This is a genomic window from Effusibacillus pohliae DSM 22757, assembly GCF_000376225.1.
In the GTDB taxonomy this organism is placed as follows: Bacteria; Bacillota; Bacilli; order Tumebacillales; family Effusibacillaceae; genus Effusibacillus; species Effusibacillus pohliae.
In genome coordinates this window covers 59,212-77,991 of record NZ_AQXL01000135.1, presented here as the reverse complement: position 1 = coordinate 77,991, position 18,780 = coordinate 59,212, and the positions used below count along the sequence as shown (strand labels likewise).

The window sequence follows — 18,780 nt, the reverse complement described above, 5'->3', positions numbered from 1 at the left end:
AATGGCGATGGTGAATGATCTGATCATCGAAGACCCGGGAGTTCACGAATACTCGCTTTTGTCGTCGGAGGAGCTGAACCGTCGGATCGCGGCCGCCAAACAGGTGTTGGGGAAAGACCTGGTGATTCTCGGTCATCATTATCAGCGGGATGATGTGATCGCATTTTCCGACTATCGCGGCGATTCGCTGCAGTTGGCCCGGATCGCGGCCGAGTTGAAAGACGCCAAGTATGTGGTGTTTTGCGGCGTCCACTTTATGGCCGAAACGGCCGACATTCTCACATCCGACGAGCAAATCGTGATTCTGCCCGACATGAAAGCGGGCTGTTCGATGGCCGACATGGCGGACGACCAGGAAGTGGAAGAATGTTGGGAACTGATTACGGAGCGGTATGGCGACTCGATCATCCCTGTCACCTACGTGAACTCGACCGCCGCTATTAAGGCGTTCGTCGGGAAACATGGCGGGTTGACGGTGACTTCGTCCAACGCCGAGAAAATTTTTGCGTACGCCCTGCAAGCCAAGCAGCGCATCCTGTTCCTGCCCGACCAGCACCTCGGCCGCAACACCGGGGTGAAATTCGGGATTCCGCTGAACGAGATGTGCGTCTACAATCCGAAAGAAATGGCGATCGAGTTTCCGCACGGCGAAGGCGATCCGCGGGTTATTCTGTGGAAGGGGCACTGTTCCGTCCATATGAAGTTTGAGCCGCGGCACGTGCAGGAAGTGCGAGCCAAATACCCGGACATCCGGGTGCTGGTGCATCCGGAATGCATGTATGAGACTGTCCAGTTAGCGGATGAGCACGGCTCGACCGACTATATCATCAAGGCGGTCCGCAAAGCCCCGCCCGGCACGAAATGGGCGATAGGCACCGAACACAACCTGGTCAACCGGCTGGCACAAGAGCATCCGGAACAGTTCATTGTGTCGCTGAACGAGATGATCTGCCCGTGTTTGACGATGAACCGGATCGACCGGCCGCACTTGCTCTGGGCCCTGGAAAATCTGGTGACCGGCACGCCGCAAAATGTGATCCAAGTGGAACCGGAAACCGCCCGCTGGGCCAAGCTGGCGATTGACCGGATGCTGCAGATATCGTAGTCTGGAACAAATCAGTTTGATGGAGGCTTGCCGCCGCATGGATCGCAGACAACAGCTTTTGGATATCCTGAAGTCATCCAACAAGCCGATTCCAGGCTCCCATCTGGCCGATGCGCTGGACGTCAGCCGACAAACGATCGTGCAGGACATCGCCTTCCTGCGCAAAGACGGTTTCGACATCATCAGCACGACGCAAGGCTACATGCTGGCACACGGTTCCAAGTCTCAATATCGCGAGGTGCTGGGCATTATCCATACCCCCGAACAACTGAAACGGGAATTGGAAATCCTCGTCGCCCACCACGTCACAGTCGAGGACGTGTTTATCGATCATCCGGTGTACGGCCGGATTAAAGGCGAATTAAACATTCGGACACCAAGAGACGTAAAAGAATTCGTTGAAAAAAGGGACCGCTCGCCGATTCCATTGTTTTCCGAAGTGACGGGCGGGCTCCACTACCACACGCTGCTGGCGGAAGATGCCGACACGATCGCCGAGGCGAAAGCGGCGTTGCAAAAAGAAGGGTTTCAATTGGTGGATCCTGCGTAGGGTCCGCTTTTTTTTGATCAGGGTAATCAACTCGGAAAGTTCCACTTTTTCAAAGTGCTCAACGGTGGAAAACGGGTCGTAAAAGCGGTGCAGCAGCTTTTTTCCATTCCTGGTACTCAGGCGATTGCCGGAATCCGATCGTATGGTCTTCAAGCTTTTTCCACTTGACGAAAAGCAGATATTTTCCCTGGGTTTCCATACACCGATGCAGTTCGTGGCCCAAGTAGCCATTCATTGATCAGATGATACGGGATGCCTTGCAAAAAGCCTCTTCGTATTCCTGTTGCATTCCCTGTTTCACTTGCAGCATGACAGCTTCCAGGATCATGATGGTTCCCCTCCAAAAAATTGTTTGGAACCCTGTTTCCGAGTACACAATGCTGTTTTTGGACAGTTCGGGTTGCTTTCCCGGATGTGGACGAAAGGCGCACCGTCAACGCGACGTTCCTCCTGCGTGACCAGCAAAAAATGGTGCAGAATCCTTGCGGTCAGCCCCCAGATCACACGATCCCCGTAGAAATAAAAATACTCGGGAATCTTCCCGCTCCGCCACTTGTAGTTCCGTCCGTGGGGAATCCGGTCGAACGGAAAATCGTCCGGCGGCGTCACTCTCAAATCCACGTAGTGCAAATCAGGAGTTGTGTTTCGCAAGTAACTCAGCGGGACGCAAAACACGCTCGCCACCTCGTCCAGGTTCGGCCTGATTTTAGCAAAATCGGTAATCCACCCGACAAACGGGTAGATGATTTGGAACGAATTCACGATATAATCCAACGGCCCAAGCGGTTCCACCGCCTCGCGTTCCAGTCCCAGTTCTTCGCAGGTTTCCCGAATCGCCGCCGCCAGCTCATGTTCGTCGGTTGGATCGATGCGTCCGCCCGGAAAACAGATTTCCCCCGGTTGCCGGTTCAGGTGGTGTGCTCGTTCTTCGAACAGAACGCACAGTTCGCCGTTCTGCTCCACAAGCGGCAGCAGCACGGCCGACCGGAACAGTTGTTGCTGGCCCATCACCGACGCCTTCCTGTTTTTCATCGTTGAGCGAATCGATTCAAGCATGTCGCGCCCCCTATTTTCCCCAGATTCCTAACATGATCACGCCTGTGGTAATCAAGACGGATGACAGTATGCGCCGCACCGCCTGCCGCTCCCGTAAAACCAGGATGCCGAGCACCGTTCCAAACACCGTGCCGATCTCCCGCATCGGCGCCAACTGCGACACGGACGCCATTCCCGCCGCGTACAAAAACAACAGGTATCCGCCCGGCGCCATTACGCCGCCAAGCAGCACCGTTCGCCAATTCATCGCCCATTCTTGCCGAATTTCGTGGGAACGCAGAACAGCCCATGACAATGCAGCCATGTTTGCGAAATTGCCCGCCACTCCAACCCACCCAAAGAACGTGAGCCGTTCACCAAGCAACAGAACTCCAATCATCGGAACCAGCAAAGGGGCAGTGCCGGCATCAGCGGGTAGGCTTGCGACAAGTCCGAGACCATATACGTCTTGGCTAAGAGATATGTGTACACTCCATGTACAATCATGGACGCCAAAAGCCACTTTTAACCAGCGAAACCACCACTTTTAACCAGCGAAACCAATCGTAATGATGACCAACAGAACAGGTGCGGCAACCAGAAACAGCCCTCCCCCAACTGCAACTGTCTCTATTTTAGAATACTAGGAATTCGCCAGTATATACGAACATCAGTTCTATGATATAATCGTAACTGTACAGTCGAACCTTGGGTGTTTGTCTTCCCTCCGTGGCAGGAGGTGAGACACTGATGGAAATAAAGGATGCGCTTCAACTGATGATTTCGTTTGCCATGTTGATCGTTTCCCTCGTTGCCTTAGTGGTTGCTTTGAACAAAAAGAAGTAGCCACCCCCAAGGTTGCAGCCGTGGGTGGCTACTTCTTTCATTCCCAAAACTTGAGTGGAAGCATAACCACCCAAGCCGACTGTACAGGAGTCGGGTCTGACCACCCGACTCTTATTTATCTTTATGATATCACAAGCGAGTTATTCATTGCAATTTCAACCGCCATTCAGCCAACTTCTTGTTCGGTTAAAATCAACGGTCCTTCCTCTGCAATCGCCACAGTATGCTCATATCGTGCCGACCGCATACGACCAGGCGGAATCCGCGGTATCCCTTTGTTCCGGCGTCGCCCCGTGGTCGCGCAAATCATGTTCGACAAATGGGTCGATCTCCCGGGCGGCTCAAGCAGACTGCTCCTGCGCAGCAATTTTCCCGCCAAACAGTCGCTTCGGATTTTCCACAAACAGCGTATCGATCAGTTCTTCGGAGATTCCCGCCTGCCTCAGCGCGGGGAGAATGTTTTCAAACAAATGAGTCGGATGCCAATTGGCCATCAACTGCTGCACCGGCTCCGGCAGAACCAGCGGTCTTCCCAGCCAGAAGTTGACCGTGTCGTGCGCCAGCATGATTTTGTCGCCGTACCCTTTTCCGAGCAGCCCCAGCAAAACGGTCACCCGCTCTTCGTCCATCGGTGCCCCGACCATTCCCTGGATTCCGAACCGGTCAAACGCGATATTGACACCGTGTTTTAACGTCCGCAGATGATAGGAAACATCCGTGTTCCCGCACATGTGGCCGATCACGATGCGGTCCGGGTCCGCCCCCAACGACACGAGCAGTTCGGCCTGTTCCGGCCCCATCGTGCCCTCCTGGGTGTGGGTCACGATCGTAATGCCCGTCTCTTTTTGCGCTCTCGCGGCCGCTCGGAAGAACATCCGCTCGTAATCGGTGATCCGGTCTTTGCTGGACGCCAGCTTGATGATCCCCGGTTTGATTCCCGACCGTCCGATTCCCTCGGTGATCTCTCTCATGAACATTTCATAGATTTCCGTTTCGGCGTCACCCAAGGCGGCCCGGAATTTGAAATAGGCGGTCGCGGATTCCCCTTCGTAGTAGTAACCGGTTGCGCAGATGATCTGGATGCCGGTGCGCTCCGAAATTTCCCGCAACAGCTCCGGGTCGCGGCCGCACTCGTTGGGGGTCGGGTCGACGACCGTTTTTACCCCATGCGCTTTCAGCCGCTCTGCTACATGGATTCCGACCTGCAATGCAGCTTCCCGGTCATACGGCGCCAGCGTGGTGTCTCCTTGAAAACCGGGGTATCCGAACACAAAATGTTCATGAATCAGCGTCTTCCCCAGATGATCGACCGAAACAGGTCCCGTCACCGTATTCACCATTCTGGTCATTGGAAACTCCTCCCTTTCTCCTCGGTTTGGATTCCTGGCCGGTTTCCCTGCAAAGGTGCGGAGTCTGGATGTCGTTCCGGGATGCCGTTCAGGCCTCTTTCATTTTCGCCAGTTCCGCTTCCTGCAGTTTCCGCCAGAGAATTTTGCCGCTGCCTGACATCGGCAGCTGGTCGAGGAACTCTACGATTCGGGGATACTTGTAGGCGGCCATCCGCTGTTTCGACCATTCAATAATGTCCTGCTCGGTCACTTTGCCGCGGTCCTTCTCATGCAGTACGATGAACGCCTTGACCGTTTCCCCCCGCCGCTCATCCGGAACTCCAATCACGCACGCCTGCTGAACGGCAGGGTGTTTGTACAAAATCGACTCGACTTCCGTCGGCCACACTTTGTATCCCGCCGCGTTGATCATCCGCTTGACGCGGTCGACCATAAAATAATACCCTTCCTCGTCATATTGGGCGATGTCCCCTGTCCGGAAGAACCTTTTCCCGTCGATGGTGACAAACGATTTTTCCGTCTCTTCCGGACGCTTCCAATACCCTTTGAACACCTGCGGCCCGTGCACGATCACTTCCCCCTGCTCGCCGGGTCCCAGTTCCCGCAGCGTTTCCGGGTCTACAACGCGGGCATCCACGTCAAACGAGGGAATGCCCATGCATTGCAGTTTGGGCCGGTCAGGCGGGTTAAAGTGTGTTTGCGAGATGGTTTCGCTCAACCCGTATCCTTCGAAGTAACGGACGCCTGTCAGTTGGTACAGCTTTTCGCCGACCGCTTCCGGCAGCGGCGCCCCTCCGCCGCCCACCGCTTCCAGGGTGGACAAATTGTAGTTGGCGAGATTGGGATTTGAGAGGAAGTCCACCACCATCGTGCTGATGTTCGTCCAGTGGGTACAGCCAAACCGTTCAATCAGCTGCGCGGCCGTTTCCCGGTTCCAGCGCGTCATCACCACCATGCTGCTGCCGGCAAAAATCGGCGCGTTCATGCTGTGCTGCATGCCTGTGACATGAAACAGCGGCAAAGTGGTCAGTACCACGGAATTGGGAGTCAGATTGGACCACACGGCCGCGCCGGCAATGTTCGCCTGGGTGGAGCAGTGGGTATGCATACATCCTTTCGGTGTGCCGGTGGTTCCGGATGTGTAAGGCAAAACGGCCAAATCGTGCGCTCCCGTCGTATGGGGACCGGGCAGCAAACCGCAGGCAAGCGCTTGCCGCCAACAGGTGATAAAAGGATCGTCCACCGTCAGGCGGGGAGCGCCGACCTCAGGCGGCAGCAAAAAATCGGAATCGGCTGGCGCGTAATCGGAATATGCGGCGAGAATGATGTCCTGCAATCCGGTCGCCTGCCGCAGCGGCGCGATCCGCTCCAAAAGTTCCTGTCCGACGATCGCCACTTTTGCTTCGGCGTCTTGTATGTAGAAAGCCAGTTCTTCCGTGACAAGCATCGGATTGATCGGTACCACCACCGCATTCGCCCGCAGGATCGCGTAAAAAGCGATCATAAATTGCGGGGAATTCTGCATGTACAGGAGTACACGGTCACCTTTTGCCACGCCAAGCCGATTTTGCATGAAACCGGCCAGCAAGTTGACTTCCTCAACCAATTGCCGGTAGGAGATGTCGGCACCGTAGTAATGAACCGCCGTTTTGGCGGGATACCGGCGGGCCGTCACTTCCAGATTGTCGTACACCGAGGTTTGCGGAACGGTCAGCGACTTCGGAATCCGTTTCGGCCAGAATGAAAAATGACGCGCGTTCATCAAGCTCCCCCCAAAATACCAACCGGTTGGTATCATCAATCGATCGATCATTCATAATTTTATTTTAATTCAATCTGTTTTATTCCGCCAGGGTCCGGATATGAAAAAAGGAGAGAGGCGAACTCTCTCCTGATTTCTGCTGGCGGCTCACCGCACCCTCTCTTTATCGCGAAGGCTGCAAAACCGATTCATAGAGCCGCCGCAAAAGATCCAGCTTCTTTTCGATCACCGCATCGATCGTTTCCACATACGCCTTCGGCTCCCGCGGATTGCCGTGCCGTCCGTAACTTCTGCCGCCCGGGCCGATTAGTTTGGTGGACGCTCCGCCGCCCAGGCCGATGATGCACTGCCGTTCTTCCATGATGCAGATGTTGTAGACGCTTTCCTTGCCCGGTTTGGCGTACCCGACGTTTTCCAGGTTGCCGAGGATATGTTTTTGCCTGTATACATAGTACGGGTGATACCCCAATCCGCGCGCCCACTCCTCCGTTTCCCGCATCATCATGCGAACCAGTTGCGTGTGCGGAATCTCAAACCGCTCTTTTTCCTTGTTCACCACCGCCGTCCGTTTGAACGACAGCGTGTGCACTGTCACCGAATCCGGCATCAGCGCCTCGATCCGCTGCCTGGTGTGGCGCACATCATCGAGATCTTCACCCGGCAACCCGAGGATCATATCCATGTTGATATTTTCGAATCCGGCTTCCTTCACCAGATGAAACCGCCGGTCCACAATATCAGGCGTATGCCCGCGGCCGATCGCTTTTAACGTTGCCGCCTTGAACGTTTGCGGATTGACGGAAATCCGGTTGACATGGTAGCGCCGCAGAACTTCGACCCGCTCCGGTGTAATCGTGTCCGGCCGCCCCGCCTCGACCGTAAATTCGCGCCAAATCCCGGCTGGCCCCACATTCCGTACATCGTCACCGACGATCGCCTGCACCGGCGATTCTGCCGCCCGCTTCGTCCATGCCGCACCGCCGGGGATTTCCCGGTACAGCACGTCCATCAGAAATTCCAGCTCGGGCGGGTTCAGGCTGGTCGGCGTTCCCCCTCCAAGATATACGCTGGTGACCGGAATGCCATATTCGCGCAAAAATCGGCCGACCGCCACAAACTCTTTTTCCAACGCTTTCAGAAAATCATGTGCGTACGCATGCTTCTCCTGCATCGAGTACGCGGGGAACGTGCAATACGCGCAGTGAGTCGGGCAAAACGGGATTCCGATGTAGATGCTCACCTGATTGGCCAACTGATAAAGATCCGGTACTGCCCGCAACTGCACGTCCGCGATCTCCAGCAGCAGATCGATCCGGTCGGGCGAGATGCGGTAACCGTCCGCCAGCGTCTTGCGGATTTCGTCCGGCGTCCTGCCTTGTTCCAGCATGCCGTGCACCAATTTTAAAGGGCGGACTCCGGTGAGAATCCCCCACGGCTGCCCCGCCCCGGTAAAAGCGGTCAGACAATCATGGATCGCCCGCAGAACCGTCTGTTTCGCCCGTTTCCGGCGGACGGCCTGTTCCGCGCCAACCGGCAGTTGTTGCTGATCAGCGGCGGTGGAGCGCAACTCCCCTTTTTCCAACAGTTCAGCCGTTGCACACAGTGTCCCGTCGGCATCCTGCAACCGCAGCCGCAGTTCCAGATCGGGATCGCCCGTATGTTCGAACGTCACACTCCCGTCTTCGAAAAACAGGCTGGTCATTCCCTCGACTTCCGCAGTAAAATCGAAGCCGATTTGGTTGACGTAAATCCGCACAGGCGCCGCCCCCTTCCGCTAGATTGAGTCTACTCTGGCGCCGCCCCTGCGTCAACCTCTGCCGATCCGCCTTTTGACCGCTTCCGTCTGCTGCCGGCTCATCCCCAGCTCAGCCGCCGTTTCGATATCTTCCAGTAAGGGAGACGGAGCCAATCGATCGCCTGCATCCCCGGCCACCATCCGTTCGTTCGCTGCTTGTCTGGCCTGTTGCCGCAAACTGGTTCGCATGAACATCGCCTCCTTCGATGTTCCTAGTCTGCACCGCTCCGTCAGGAAAAAAACGGACTGTTACAGCGGAAGCGGAATGAATCAACGGCTACTCCAAAAAAATATGCTCCGGATGCGGATGGCTCAGAAAATCATGATGCGAGATCGACCACCCGTATGCTCCGGCGTAGCGGAACAGGATCACATCCCCAATCCGAACCCGCGGCACAAACACATCGCGCGCCAGCACATCGTTTGGCGTACACAGTTCGCCCGCCACCGTTATGGCACTGTCACGCAGTTCCGGACGGGGAAACGGATAATGCCACTCCTCAACCGGCACGACGGTAAAAGGATGGCTCTGCTTCCATGCGGCAGGCAGGCGGAAATGGTGGCTCCCGCCGCGCACTACGGCAAACTGCTTGCCGTGATTTTGCTTGATATCCACCACTTCCGCCGCGTAATAGCCGCATGCCGCCGTCAAATACCGCCCGCATTCAAACAAAAGGGAGCCGGCGGGCAACCCTTGATCCTGGCTTACAGCGCCCATGCGAGCGGGTTCCATCATGCCGGCGAGCATCTCCTGTTCCCGGATCATGCGGTCAAGCCCGGATGTAAAAGCGTCCCAATCAAACTGCTGCTCGACATCCTGATAATTCACCCCGATTCCCCCGCCCGCGTTCAGATAGGACAGGGGGAGGCGAAACTCGCTCGCCCACTCCTGCGATTTGCGAATGCAAAGGTCGACAAACCGAACGTGCCCGGCCGCATCCAGGTTGTTCGACATCGAATGAAAATGGAATCCCTGCAGATCGACATGCGGTAACCGCCGGGCAAGCCGAATGGCTTCCGCTACCCGCACTTCGTCGATGCCAAACTGTGTCGGCACTCCCGCCATTTGCAGCTGAGCCGCGGAAAGCGGCCCCCGCAGGTTAACGCGAAGCAGGATCGGCACCACCGTTTGCAATTGACCGGCGATGTACTCGATCCGTTGCAACTCGTGCAGGCTCTCGACATGCAGCAGACTGACTCTGTACCCGATCGCTCCCGCGATCTCGTCGTCTGTCTTGGCGGGGCCGCCGAAGATGACAGCGATCTCCAGGTCCACCGCCCTCACCTTTTCGATCTCCCCTAGCGAGGCTGCCTCAAAACCGTGTACAATCGGGGCCAACGCCTTGAGCACCGGTGCTTCCGAATTGGCCTTCACCGCATAGAACAGACGGCATTTTGCGGGCAGCGTGTCAACCAGCCGCGATACTCGGCTACCGCACTTACGAGGATCGCTCCCAGCGGAATCAAGCCGCGATCCATCAAAGCGCTGATATACTTGACCTGCACGAAGAGTGAATCGGAATGGACGAAGCGTTAACAGGTTGGCGGGCAGGCGTTCAAAATACGATTTGCATACATGTCAAAAGGGGTTGCCCCTGTGACAACCCCCTCACATTCTACTTCAAAAAATACTTCTCCAAATCATCCAGCAGCAGGTTTGCCGCTTTAACGCCGCCGGCGGTGTTCCAGATCACGTCGTTGACCTTGTACGCCTTGCCGTTCTTGACGACGTTCAGGTTTTTCCACAACGGATCGTTGGTCCACTCTTTTTCCGCTTTCGACGCTTGGCCGTTGCCAGTCTCATACGTGTAGTAGAACAGGATGTCGCCATCCATGTCCGGAATCCGTTCCTTCGTGACATCATCGGCAAACGCGTCTTTGTTCTGTTTTTCCGGACGAGCGAAGCCGATCTGTTTCAAAATGATGCCGGCGAACGTGTCATTGTAGTAAATCCGCGTACGATCCGGCATAAAGCGGACCAGCGACACTTTCGTTTTCAACTTGTCGCCCGCTTTTTTCTTGAAGTCCTCGACCCGCTTGTCAAAATCGGCGATCACCTTCTCGCCTTCCGCCTTCTTGTTCAGCGCTTCCGCATACAGCCGGAAGTTGTTTTTCCACTCGCCGCGCAGCGTTTCCGAAAATACGGTCGGCGCGATCGCGGACAATTGCGGGTAGATTTTTTCATGGCGCATTTTGTTGCCGAGGATCAGGTCCGGCTTGAGAGCGGCGATCTCCTCCAGATTCGGCTGCGGCTCCGTCCCCAGCGGCTTGACCCCTTCCATTTCCGGTTTAATGTGATCGTACCAGGGATCCCCCGTCCAGGACTTGACCGCTCCGACCGGCTTGACGCCGAGCGCCAGCACCGCTTCCGTTCCTTCGTTCGTCAGCACCACCACCCGCTTCGGCGTGCCTTTGATTTTCGTTTCGCCCATCGCGTGTTTGACCGTGTACTCACCGTTTTGGCTGGCCGGTTCCGTTTTCGCCGGCGCTGCCGTTTGCTGCACGCCGCACCCCGCTGCAACCAATCCAACTGACAGGAGCAGCCCGAACAACCCGAAAATCGGGTTTCGTTTGAAGTATGTACCTACCGACATGTTTCTCCCCCTCGATTCCGCATAGTAATTGATAATGATTATCATTTGCATTTTAAATCCTAACCGATCCCTCGCCGTTCGTCAAGATCAAATGATAATGATTTTCAAACTCATTGACAAATCGGGAGCCATATGCCTAAACTTTGGTATGAAAGCATACGTTTTGCACCGAATGAGTATTTTTGCCAGGAAGAAGGATTTGGCATGACGCATGTTTTGCCGTCGGGGAAACGGAAGATCTTCGGATTGTTTCTCTTGTTTCTGATATTCATCGGCGCCGTTCTGGCGAGCATCGTGTTCGGCGTGATGGATATAAGCTGGAAATCGGCGATTGAAGCGTATACCCAGTTTCATGGAACGAACGAACAGATCGTGATCCGGGAGGCCCGCGTCCCGCGCGCGTTGATTGCGGCGGCGGTCGGAGCGAGCCTCGGCATCGCTGGCGCCCTGTTGCAGGCGATGACCAAAAATCCGCTGGCCGATCTGAGCATTTTCGGCATCAACTCGGGCGCGTCGTTTTTCGTGGTGGTGGCCGTGTCGCTGTTTTCCGTCAGTTCGCTGACACAGTTCACCTGGATCGCGTTCGTCGGCGCGGCCCTCAGCGGAATGGCCGTCTATTTTCTCGGATCGATCGGAAAAGACGGCTTGTCCCCGGTCAAACTCACATTGGCCGGCGCAGCGATGACCGCCCTGTTTTCTTCGCTGACACACGGGTTGTTGGCGGCAAACGAAAAAACGCTGGAAGAAGTGCTGTTTTGGTTGGCCGGTTCGGTGGCCGGCCGAAAACTGGAAATGCTGTGGACGGTCCTCCCGTATATGATTGTCGCTTGGCTGCTGGCGCTCGTCATCGCGGGCCCGATCAACCTGCTGATGATGGGGGAAGATGTGGCGAAAGGCTTGGGTCAACGGACGCTGTTGGTAAAAATCGCAACCGGCCTATTGATCGTCCTGCAGGCCGGCAGTTCGGTGGCGGTGGCCGGACCGATCGGTTTCGTCGGGCTGGTGATTCCGCACATCGCCCGCTTTCTCGTCGGAATCGACACGCGTTGGGTGGTTGCATACAGCGGGCTGCTGGGTGCGGTCCTGCTGCTCGGAGCGGATGTGTCGGCCCGTTTGATCGCGATGCCGAAAGAGATGCCGCTGAGTGTGATGACCGCTTTGATCGGGACGCCGTTCTTTCTCTACGCTGCGCGAAAGGGGTTGGCCCGGTCGTGAAAAAATACGTTTCGTTTCGCATCAACCGGCCGCCTGTTTCGATGCTGCTCGACAAAAAAGCGGTCTGGGTCACGTTGGCGCTATTGATCGTCACACTGCTGGCATTGATCATCAGCACGGGAATCGGCACGCTAACGATCCACCCGCTCGATGTGGTGAAAGCCCTGCTGGGAATCGGCTCGGAACAAGACCGGATGATCATCCACACGTTCCGCCTGCCGCGCAGCCTGGCCGCCATGCTGGTCGGGGCGGCATTGGCGGCAGCCGGTGCCATCCTGCAAGCCGTCTTTCGCAACCCGCTGGCTTCGCCGGACATCATCGGCATCACCGGCGGCGCATCGGTGGCAGCAGTGGCTTATATCACGCTGTTTGAGACGGCCAGCATCCGCTGGCTCCCGTTTGTGGCGTTTCTCGGCGCGGCATTGATCGCGCTGCTGATTTACGGTTTGGCCTGGAAAAACGGGGTCACTCCGCTCCGTTTGGTGCTGATCGGGGTCGGGCTGGATTTTGCGATGCACGCATTGACCACACTGCTCCTGGTCAGCGGCCGGATTCATCTGACGAGCAAAGCAAAAATCTGGCTGACCGGCAGCGTGTACGGGACCGCTTGGCACGATGTCGGCACCCTGTTCCTGTGGACGCTCGTGTTGATTCCGCTCGCCTTCGTTTGCGGCAGAAATGGAAACGTGCAGCAATTGGGCGACGAGCTCGCGACGGGCGTCGGCAGTGCCCTGCAGCGGCAGCGGTTTTTCCTGTTGTTGATTTCGGTCGGCCTGGCCGGTGCGGCGATCGCGATCGGCGGCGCGATCGCATTCGTCGGACTGCTGGCCCCCCATATCGCGCGAAAATGGGTCGGTTCCACATTCGGCGCATTGCTGCCGGTTGCTGCATTGGTCGGTGGGCTGACCGTGCTGCTGGCCGATTTGGTGGCAAGGACCGCTTTTTCGCCGGTCGATCTGCCTGTGGGAATTTTTACGTCGGCCATCGGCGCTCCATTTTTTATTTACCTGTTGTATCGCAACCGCCATCAGTAAGTGAGGGAGGGGAAGCTCATGCAAACGCTGGAAACCCGGGACCTGACGTTGTCCTATGGAGACACCGTCATCATTGACCAACTGAATTTGCAAATTCCAAAGGGAAAAATCACCGTCTTCATCGGCAGCAACGGCTGCGGAAAGTCGACCCTGCTGCGGGCGCTCGCCCGTTTGCTGAAACCGGAGGCCGGTTCGGTGTTGCTGGACGGCAAGGCGATCGCCAAACTGCCGACGAAAGAGATCGCCAAACGGCTGGCGATTCTCCCGCAATCGCCGGTTGCCCCGGAAGGGCTGACCGTCCTGCAATTGGTCAAGCAAGGCCGCTATCCGTACCAGACCTGGTTGCAACAATGGTCGGCGGAAGACGCGGCGATGGTCGATTTTGCCCTGGAAGCGACCCGCATGCAGCCGTTTGCCGAACAGCTTGTCGACTCCCTGTCCGGCGGGCAGCGGCAGCGGGCCTGGATTGCGATGACGCTGGCGCAGGGCACCGACACGATTTTGCTGGACGAACCGACGACCTATCTGGACATGGCTCATCAGATCGAAGTGCTCGACATCCTGTTTGAGCTGAACGAAAAGGAAAACCGGACGATCGTCATGGTGCTGCACGACCTGAACCTGGCTTGCCGCTACGCCCACCACATCGTGGCGCTGAAAAATCGGACCGTCTACGCGCAAGGAAAACCGGAGGAAATCGTGACGGAAGAACTGGTGCGGGACGTGTTCGGGATGGACTGTCAGCTCACGCAGGATCCGATCTACGGAACGCCGCTCTGTATCCCGTATGGGAAAGGGAGAATCGTCACGCGAAAACAGGCGGCGGCTGTCTGAACCATCGGAAGCGGTGGAGGATGGAGTACAGGCTGAAGGGAGGCCCGTCATGCAGCAAACCGTTACTCTGTCAAAAATCCAAGTCGAGTTGCTAAAGCGGGGTCTCCAGATTCCGCTTGAGGTGGAGCCGGTGGACGCCCAATCACAAAGGACGGCCAACCGCCCCCGTTCCGTTTCGCCCGAGCCGGCGGACGGCAGCGATACAGGCTCCTCCGGAACTTTCCGCCCGATCCGTACCGCTTCCTCGCAGGCGGCCATTGCCCAGCATGAGCTGGACGCGAGCGAAACCGTTTCGGTGCAGCAACTGCTTGCGGGCAACACGTTGCGGCTGGTGGTGGAACGCGTCGCCGACCGGATGAATTCCAGCAACCGGTTGGCAGCCGCTTCCCTGTTCCAAAAGCGCTACGCAAGCGTTCTGCTCGCTTCCGTCCTGCATCCGCTGCTGTCAGCCAACATCGGCATCCTGGCGGACGCTGAACAGACTGCGATTCGACTGAGGGAACATCTGCCGGTCGCCATCCGGTTTCTAGAATCGGTCGAATGGTTCGACCTGTCGGTTTGCCACCGGCGGCCTCCCGCAACGGTTCGCGTACCCCGGCGCCTACCTTGGACAAGCCGGGGACCAAAATCAGACGAGACGGAAGCGCAGATCGTCATCCATGCGAGTCCGCCTCGGACAAGCTGCGGGCAAAAGTGTTGCAAGCGGTGTTCGATGGCAATCTGGGCCGGCTGATCGACCGAATCGCTGGCGAATTCGGCCTGTCTCTGGCGATTATGTGGGGAAACGTCGGCAACTATGTGGGATATTTGAACGAACAGTACCAAGGGGCTTCCCGCACCACACCCGAATTGAAGCAACACCTGGAAGCATTGCATACCAGTCGGGGATTTGAAGCGCCGCCTCTTCGCTCGACCTATCAGACCGTACGGCTGCATGCGCTCACTCCGCCCGAGTCGGTGCGGGTGCGTTCCACCTGCTGTTTGTGGTACCAGTTCCCGGGCAACCGCCCCTGTCTGACCTGTCCTCGCTTGGACAGCCAGGAGCGAGCCAGGTTATGGATCAAGCACCGGAGAAATCCACCTGCAAAAAATAAAGGGACCCGGTTACCGCATTGTTACCGGGTGTAGTTTTTTCACACTTTCCGCACAATAATTTCCGATACCCCCCTGGACAACGCCCGGTCAATGGCAGCCAGGATATTGTTGTGTTCCCTGTACGTTCCCGTTTGCACGCCGTCTTCAATTACCCGGTAGCCCAGATAGGGCGGTGTCGGCGGTACATAAGGAACGCCAAACGCTTCGCATACCCCTCTGACGATCGCTTCCACCAGTCCGCTCTTGAATACCGCATCTTTCAGCTTCTCCGCATCGGCTCCATTATCGATAAATCCCAGTTCCAGCAGTACGGCCGGCATAACCGTTTCCCGCAAAACGGCAAAATCAGCCTGTTTCTTCCCGCGGTCGGGCAGCCCATTGCTCACAAAATATTCAGCTACACGGCTGTGGATCACGCTTCGAATGCGACCGGTTTCACCATTGTCATAGCCGTCCATCACATACGATTCAAATCCGCTGCCGCCTCCCGCGTTCAGGTGATAGGAGATGAAATAGTTGGCGTGCGCGCGGTTCGCCATGTCCGCCCGCTCGGAAAGCCCTATGAATGTGTCGTCCGTTCGCGTCATAATCGTTTGAAAACCGTGAGCTTTCAACCTTTCATTCGCTTTCAGGGCAATCTCCAGCACTACCGTTTTTTCCTGCAGCCCGTTGCCTTGCGCACCAGGATCGGTACCTCCGTGTCCCGGGTCGTTGCAGATCAGTATCGCCAATTTCCGTCCCACCTCTCAGCTTTTTTTACAGTGTATGGGAGGTCAAACCGGTTTGTTCGGATTTATTCCAGTTGAGTTCACGCACTTTCGGGGAAAATAATGAAACAGGCCAGAGAACGTTTATCCTCTGACCTGTCCCACAGCTACTTCTACCACGTTTTCATCGTTACCGCACCACAATTTTCTTCGGATGTTCCTCCACCACGCGGCCGATGACGGTTGCCCACTCGACGCCGTTGAGCTTCAGGGCGTCAACCAGTGCATCCGCTTCTTCCGCCGGCACGGACAGCAGCAGCCCGCCGGAAGTCACCGCATCGCACAAAATCTTGCGCGTAACTTCGTCAACCGACTCTGCATATTCCACGTCGTCCGCCAGCCACTCATAGTTGCGGAACGTGCCCCCCGGGATGATGCCTAGCTCCGCCAGCGAATACGCATCCGGCAGCATCGGCACCGCTTTCGCGTCGATTTCGATGCCGACGCAGGCGCCGCGGGCCATTTCCGCCGTGTGTCCAAGGAGGCCGAAGCCAGTCACGTCGGTGCACGCATGCACCGTGAAGTGTTGCGCCGTCTCCGATGCCGCCTTGTTCAGTGTCGCCATCACCGTTTCCACCTGCCTGATCGCTTCCGGTGTGGCTTTCGCCCGCTTGATGGCCGTGGTCACAATGCCGACACCGATCGGTTTTGTCAGCACCAGCCGGTCGCCCGGGCACGCTCCGGCGTTGGTCCAGATTTTGTCCGGGTGGACGATGCCGGTAACCGCCATGCCGAACTTCGGATCGGAATCGTCGATCGAATGACCGCCGACGATCACCGCTCCCGCTTCCCGCACTTTGTCGGCGCCGCCGCGCAGGATTTCCGCCAGAATCTTCTTGTCCAGCTTGCTGACCGGGAACCCGACGATGTTCAACACCGTCAGCGGCTTGCCGCCCATCGCGTACACATCCGACAGCGCGTTGGCGGCCGCCACCGCCCCGAACATGTACGGATCGTCCACAATCGGCGTAAAATAATCGACCGTCTGTACGATCGCCAGTTCATCCGTCAGCTTGTACACCCCTGCATCGTCGGATGTATCAAGGCCGACGAGCAGGTTTGCGTCTGGAATGTTTTTTGGTAAGTGGCTCAACACTTGAGCCAGGTCCGCCGGACCGATTTTGCAGCCTCAGCCGGCTTTTTCCGACAACAGCGTCAGGCGGATCGCCTCCGCCGGCGTCACCGCGTCACCCGAGCCGCTTGCAGGCTTCCCGGACGCTGTTGATGCATTCGTCAATTTCTCGGGGAAAAATCGTTCTGACATCGAACAGCAAAGCCTCCTTTCGAATGGTCGTCATCACCGGCAACTCGACATGCCGCAACGCGTGTTCCAACACGTTCAGGGAAAACGGAGCCGTTTTCACCGCCACTAGATAGGTCGGCAGATCCTCGGTCGGCAAACTGCCGCCGCCCACCTGCGACATCCCCTCCACCACTTCGACCGCCGCTTTGTCCTGGAAAACGGCCCGCAGCCCTTCCGCCAACCGCTCCGCTTGCCGGTGCAATTCTTCCTTTTGCCGGGTAAGCAAATAGAGCGTGGGGATCTCGTTAAGCGCCCGCTTTTCATCGAAATACAAGAGCAGCGTCGCTTCCAGCGCGGCCAACGTCAGCTTGTCGACGCGCAGGGCGCGGGTCAACTGGTTTTTCTTGATCCGTCTAATGTATTCGGCTTTGCCGGCAATAATCCCCGCCTGGGCGCCGCCCAACAGCTTGTCCCCGGAAAACGACACGACATCCACTCCGGCCGCAATCGACGCACCGACCGTCGGCTCGTCGCCGATGCCGAATTTTCGCAGGTCGATGAGCGAGCCGGAACCAAGATCCTCGTACACCGGAACCCCGTGTCGGTGGGCCAGTGCCACCAGCTCGGCCAGCGGCGGCTGGTAGGTGAAGCCGACGATCCGGAAATTGCTCGTATGGGCCCGCATGATCAGGGCGGTCTCTTCATCGATCGCCTGCTCATAGTCCCGTTCATGCGTCTTGTTGGTGGTGCCCACCTCCACCAGCAGCGCCCCCGACTCCTTCATCACTTCCGATACCCGGAAGGAACCGCCGATCTCCACCAGTTGGCCGCGCGAGACGATCACCTTTTTGCCCTTCGCCAACTCTCGCAACACCAGCAGCACGGCTGCCGCATTGTTGTTGACGACCAGCGCCGCTTCCGCGCCCGTCAGCCTGCAGATCAGTTCCTCCACGTGGTCGTAACGGGAACCGCGCTCGCCGGTCGACAGATTCAGTTCCAGATTCGAATACCCTCTTGCCGTACGTTCGATCGCTTCCAGCGCCGTTTCTGCCAGCGGGGCTCGTCCCAGATTGGTGTGCAAGACGACACCGGTGGCATTGATCACCCGACGAAAATGGGGCTGAAATTGCTGGCGCAGGTACTGTTCGGCTGCGTCAAGCAACTCCTCCTCCGCAATTTCGCTCGTCCGGCGGCCGGACAAAATCTCCTTCCGCACCTCCGACACCGTATGAGCGATCGCTTCCGACACCAGGTCGTGCGAGTAGGATTCGATCAACCGGCGGCTGGCAGGATGATCCAGCAGCCTGTGAACAGCCGGCAGCTTGCGCAAAAGATCGGTCTTCGCCTCGGCTGGCATATCCTCACCTCAACAATCGGAAATGCAGTTGATACCTATTTTACATGAACTGCCCAAAACATCCAATCTCACGATCGAAAAACGGGAAAGCACATCCGGTGATTGATTGCGGGAACGCGGCCACTCCGGCCGCGGGCAAGCCTGTCAGCCAACGTTCACAGGCTTTCTTTGCGTTCAATCTGTAATTGACTGTGCCGGC

General features: G+C 57.1%; 19 protein-coding genes and 1 pseudogene. 8 read left to right on the top strand and 12 right to left on the bottom strand.

The genetic code is table 11. From position 1 onward, the window contains the following. Position 1 precedes the first annotated feature (1 nt). The gene (gene nadA / locus C230_RS0118175; RefSeq protein ID WP_018133478.1) at positions 2–1,105 is read left to right on the top strand and encodes a quinolinate synthase NadA; all 1,104 of its coding nucleotides are present in this window, start codon (positions 2–4) and stop codon (positions 1,103–1,105) included. 37 nt (positions 1,106–1,142) lie between these two features. After that, positions 1,143–1,655, top strand: coding sequence for a transcription repressor NadR (locus C230_RS0118170; RefSeq protein WP_018133477.1), 513 nt, complete (start codon positions 1,143–1,145; stop codon positions 1,653–1,655). Positions 1,656–1,688: 33 nt separating this feature from the next. On the opposite strand, the pseudogene C230_RS20990 reads toward C230_RS0118170, so the two are convergent. From C230_RS20990 to C230_RS0118155, 3 genes and pseudogenes are all read right to left on the bottom strand, one after another. After that, positions 1,689–1,983 (bottom strand): annotated as a pseudogene (locus C230_RS20990) (antibiotic biosynthesis monooxygenase family protein); the annotation flags it as partial. Continuing rightward, complete coding sequence (locus C230_RS20985) at positions 1,980–2,711, bottom strand: NUDIX hydrolase (protein WP_018133476.1); 732 nt, start codon at positions 2,709–2,711, stop codon at positions 1,980–1,982. The gene C230_RS20985 and the pseudogene C230_RS20990, both read right to left, overlap by 4 nt. A gap of 10 nt (positions 2,712–2,721) precedes the next feature. Next, entirely contained in the window at positions 2,722–3,036 is a 315-nt protein-coding gene (locus C230_RS0118155; RefSeq protein ID WP_018133475.1) for an EamA family transporter, read from the bottom strand. 404 nt (positions 3,037–3,440) lie between these two features. Between C230_RS0118155 and C230_RS22145 the strand changes: the two genes are divergently transcribed. After that, positions 3,441–3,536, top strand: a complete 96-nt coding sequence (locus tag C230_RS22145) for a putative holin-like toxin (protein WP_018133474.1) — start codon at positions 3,441–3,443, stop codon at positions 3,534–3,536. 341 nt (positions 3,537–3,877) lie between these two features. Here the strand turns inward: C230_RS22145 and C230_RS0118145 are convergent, their stop codons facing one another. The 6 genes from C230_RS0118145 to C230_RS0118120 form a co-directional block, all read right to left on the bottom strand. Further along, positions 3,878–4,885: a phosphotriesterase family protein gene (locus tag C230_RS0118145; protein ID WP_018133473.1), complete on the bottom strand. Its 1,008-nt coding sequence runs from the start codon at positions 4,883–4,885 to the stop codon at positions 3,878–3,880. Positions 4,886–4,973: 88 nt separating this feature from the next. Continuing rightward, the gene (locus tag C230_RS0118140; protein WP_018133472.1) at positions 4,974–6,647 is read right to left on the bottom strand and encodes a long-chain fatty acid--CoA ligase; all 1,674 of its coding nucleotides are present in this window, start codon (positions 6,645–6,647) and stop codon (positions 4,974–4,976) included. A gap of 163 nt (positions 6,648–6,810) precedes the next feature. Further along, positions 6,811–8,403, bottom strand: coding sequence for a coproporphyrinogen III oxidase family protein (locus tag C230_RS20980; protein WP_018133471.1), 1,593 nt, complete (start codon positions 8,401–8,403; stop codon positions 6,811–6,813). A 51-nt stretch (positions 8,404–8,454) separates the two neighbouring features. Then, positions 8,455–8,631: a hypothetical protein gene (locus C230_RS22750; protein ID WP_018133470.1), complete on the bottom strand. Its 177-nt coding sequence runs from the start codon at positions 8,629–8,631 to the stop codon at positions 8,455–8,457. Positions 8,632–8,719: 88 nt separating this feature from the next. Continuing rightward, positions 8,720–9,817, bottom strand: coding sequence for a type III PLP-dependent enzyme (locus C230_RS0118125; RefSeq protein WP_245534013.1), 1,098 nt, complete (start codon positions 9,815–9,817; stop codon positions 8,720–8,722). Positions 9,818–10,058: 241 nt separating this feature from the next. Then, positions 10,059–11,036: an ABC transporter substrate-binding protein gene (locus C230_RS0118120; protein ID WP_018133468.1), complete on the bottom strand. Its 978-nt coding sequence runs from the start codon at positions 11,034–11,036 to the stop codon at positions 10,059–10,061. A 204-nt stretch (positions 11,037–11,240) separates the two neighbouring features. Between C230_RS0118120 and C230_RS0118115 the strand changes: the two genes are divergently transcribed. Genes C230_RS0118115 through C230_RS0118095 form a run of 5 tightly spaced genes read left to right on the top strand, consistent with a single transcriptional unit; the run spans position 11,241 to position 15,247 of the window. Then, complete coding sequence (locus C230_RS0118115; protein ID WP_018133467.1) at positions 11,241–12,251, top strand: FecCD family ABC transporter permease; 1,011 nt, start codon at positions 11,241–11,243, stop codon at positions 12,249–12,251. Then, positions 12,248–13,285 (top strand): FecCD family ABC transporter permease, encoded by a 1,038-nt coding sequence (locus tag C230_RS0118110; protein WP_018133466.1) that lies wholly within the window; start codon positions 12,248–12,250, stop codon positions 13,283–13,285. The genes C230_RS0118115 and C230_RS0118110 overlap by 4 nt, the downstream gene beginning before the upstream one ends. Positions 13,286–13,303: 18 nt before the next feature. Continuing rightward, positions 13,304–14,119, top strand: coding sequence for an ABC transporter ATP-binding protein (locus tag C230_RS0118105; protein ID WP_018133465.1), 816 nt, complete (start codon positions 13,304–13,306; stop codon positions 14,117–14,119). 49 nt (positions 14,120–14,168) lie between these two features. Then, positions 14,169–14,852 (top strand): ferric iron reductase, encoded by a 684-nt coding sequence (locus tag C230_RS23055; protein ID WP_018133464.1) that lies wholly within the window; start codon positions 14,169–14,171, stop codon positions 14,850–14,852. After that, complete coding sequence (locus C230_RS0118095; RefSeq protein ID WP_018133463.1) at positions 14,825–15,247, top strand: (2Fe-2S)-binding protein; 423 nt, start codon at positions 14,825–14,827, stop codon at positions 15,245–15,247. Before C230_RS23055 ends, C230_RS0118095 begins: the two co-directional genes overlap by 28 nt. A 5-nt stretch (positions 15,248–15,252) precedes the next feature. Here the strand turns inward: C230_RS0118095 and C230_RS20975 are convergent, their stop codons facing one another. The 3 genes from C230_RS20975 to selA form a co-directional block, all read right to left on the bottom strand. Next, the gene (locus C230_RS20975; protein WP_018133462.1) at positions 15,253–15,945 is read right to left on the bottom strand and encodes an N-acetylmuramoyl-L-alanine amidase family protein; all 693 of its coding nucleotides are present in this window, start codon (positions 15,943–15,945) and stop codon (positions 15,253–15,255) included. Between the two features lie 166 nt (positions 15,946–16,111). Then, entirely contained in the window at positions 16,112–17,164 is a 1,053-nt protein-coding gene (gene selD, locus C230_RS0118085) for a selenide, water dikinase SelD (RefSeq protein ID WP_083910658.1), read from the bottom strand. Between the two features lie 4 nt (positions 17,165–17,168). Then, positions 17,169–18,581: an L-seryl-tRNA(Sec) selenium transferase gene (gene selA / locus C230_RS0118080; RefSeq protein ID WP_018133460.1), complete on the bottom strand. Its 1,413-nt coding sequence runs from the start codon at positions 18,579–18,581 to the stop codon at positions 17,169–17,171. Positions 18,582–18,780: the final 199 nt, after the last annotated feature.

Coding starts and splice junctions, on each gene's coding strand:
- nadA (WP_018133478.1), top strand. CDS start 2: ATGGCGATGGTGAATGATCTGATCATCGAAGACCCGGGAGTTCACGAA.
- C230_RS0118170 (WP_018133477.1), top strand. CDS start 1,143: ATGGATCGCAGACAACAGCTTTTGGATATCCTGAAGTCATCCAACAAG.
- C230_RS20985 (WP_018133476.1), bottom strand. CDS start 2,711: ATGCTTGAATCGATTCGCTCAACGATGAAAAACAGGAAGGCGTCGGTG.
- C230_RS22145 (WP_018133474.1), top strand. CDS start 3,441: ATGGAAATAAAGGATGCGCTTCAACTGATGATTTCGTTTGCCATGTTG.
- C230_RS0118145 (WP_018133473.1), bottom strand. CDS start 4,885: ATGACCAGAATGGTGAATACGGTGACGGGACCTGTTTCGGTCGATCAT.
- C230_RS0118140 (WP_018133472.1), bottom strand. CDS start 6,647: ATGAACGCGCGTCATTTTTCATTCTGGCCGAAACGGATTCCGAAGTCG.
- C230_RS22750 (WP_018133470.1), bottom strand. CDS start 8,631: ATGCGAACCAGTTTGCGGCAACAGGCCAGACAAGCAGCGAACGAACGG.
- C230_RS0118120 (WP_018133468.1), bottom strand. CDS start 11,036: ATGTCGGTAGGTACATACTTCAAACGAAACCCGATTTTCGGGTTGTTC.
- C230_RS0118115 (WP_018133467.1), top strand. CDS start 11,241: ATGACGCATGTTTTGCCGTCGGGGAAACGGAAGATCTTCGGATTGTTT.
- C230_RS0118105 (WP_018133465.1), top strand. CDS start 13,304: ATGCAAACGCTGGAAACCCGGGACCTGACGTTGTCCTATGGAGACACC.
- C230_RS23055 (WP_018133464.1), top strand. CDS start 14,169: ATGCAGCAAACCGTTACTCTGTCAAAAATCCAAGTCGAGTTGCTAAAG.
- selA (WP_018133460.1), bottom strand. CDS start 18,581: ATGCCAGCCGAGGCGAAGACCGATCTTTTGCGCAAGCTGCCGGCTGTT.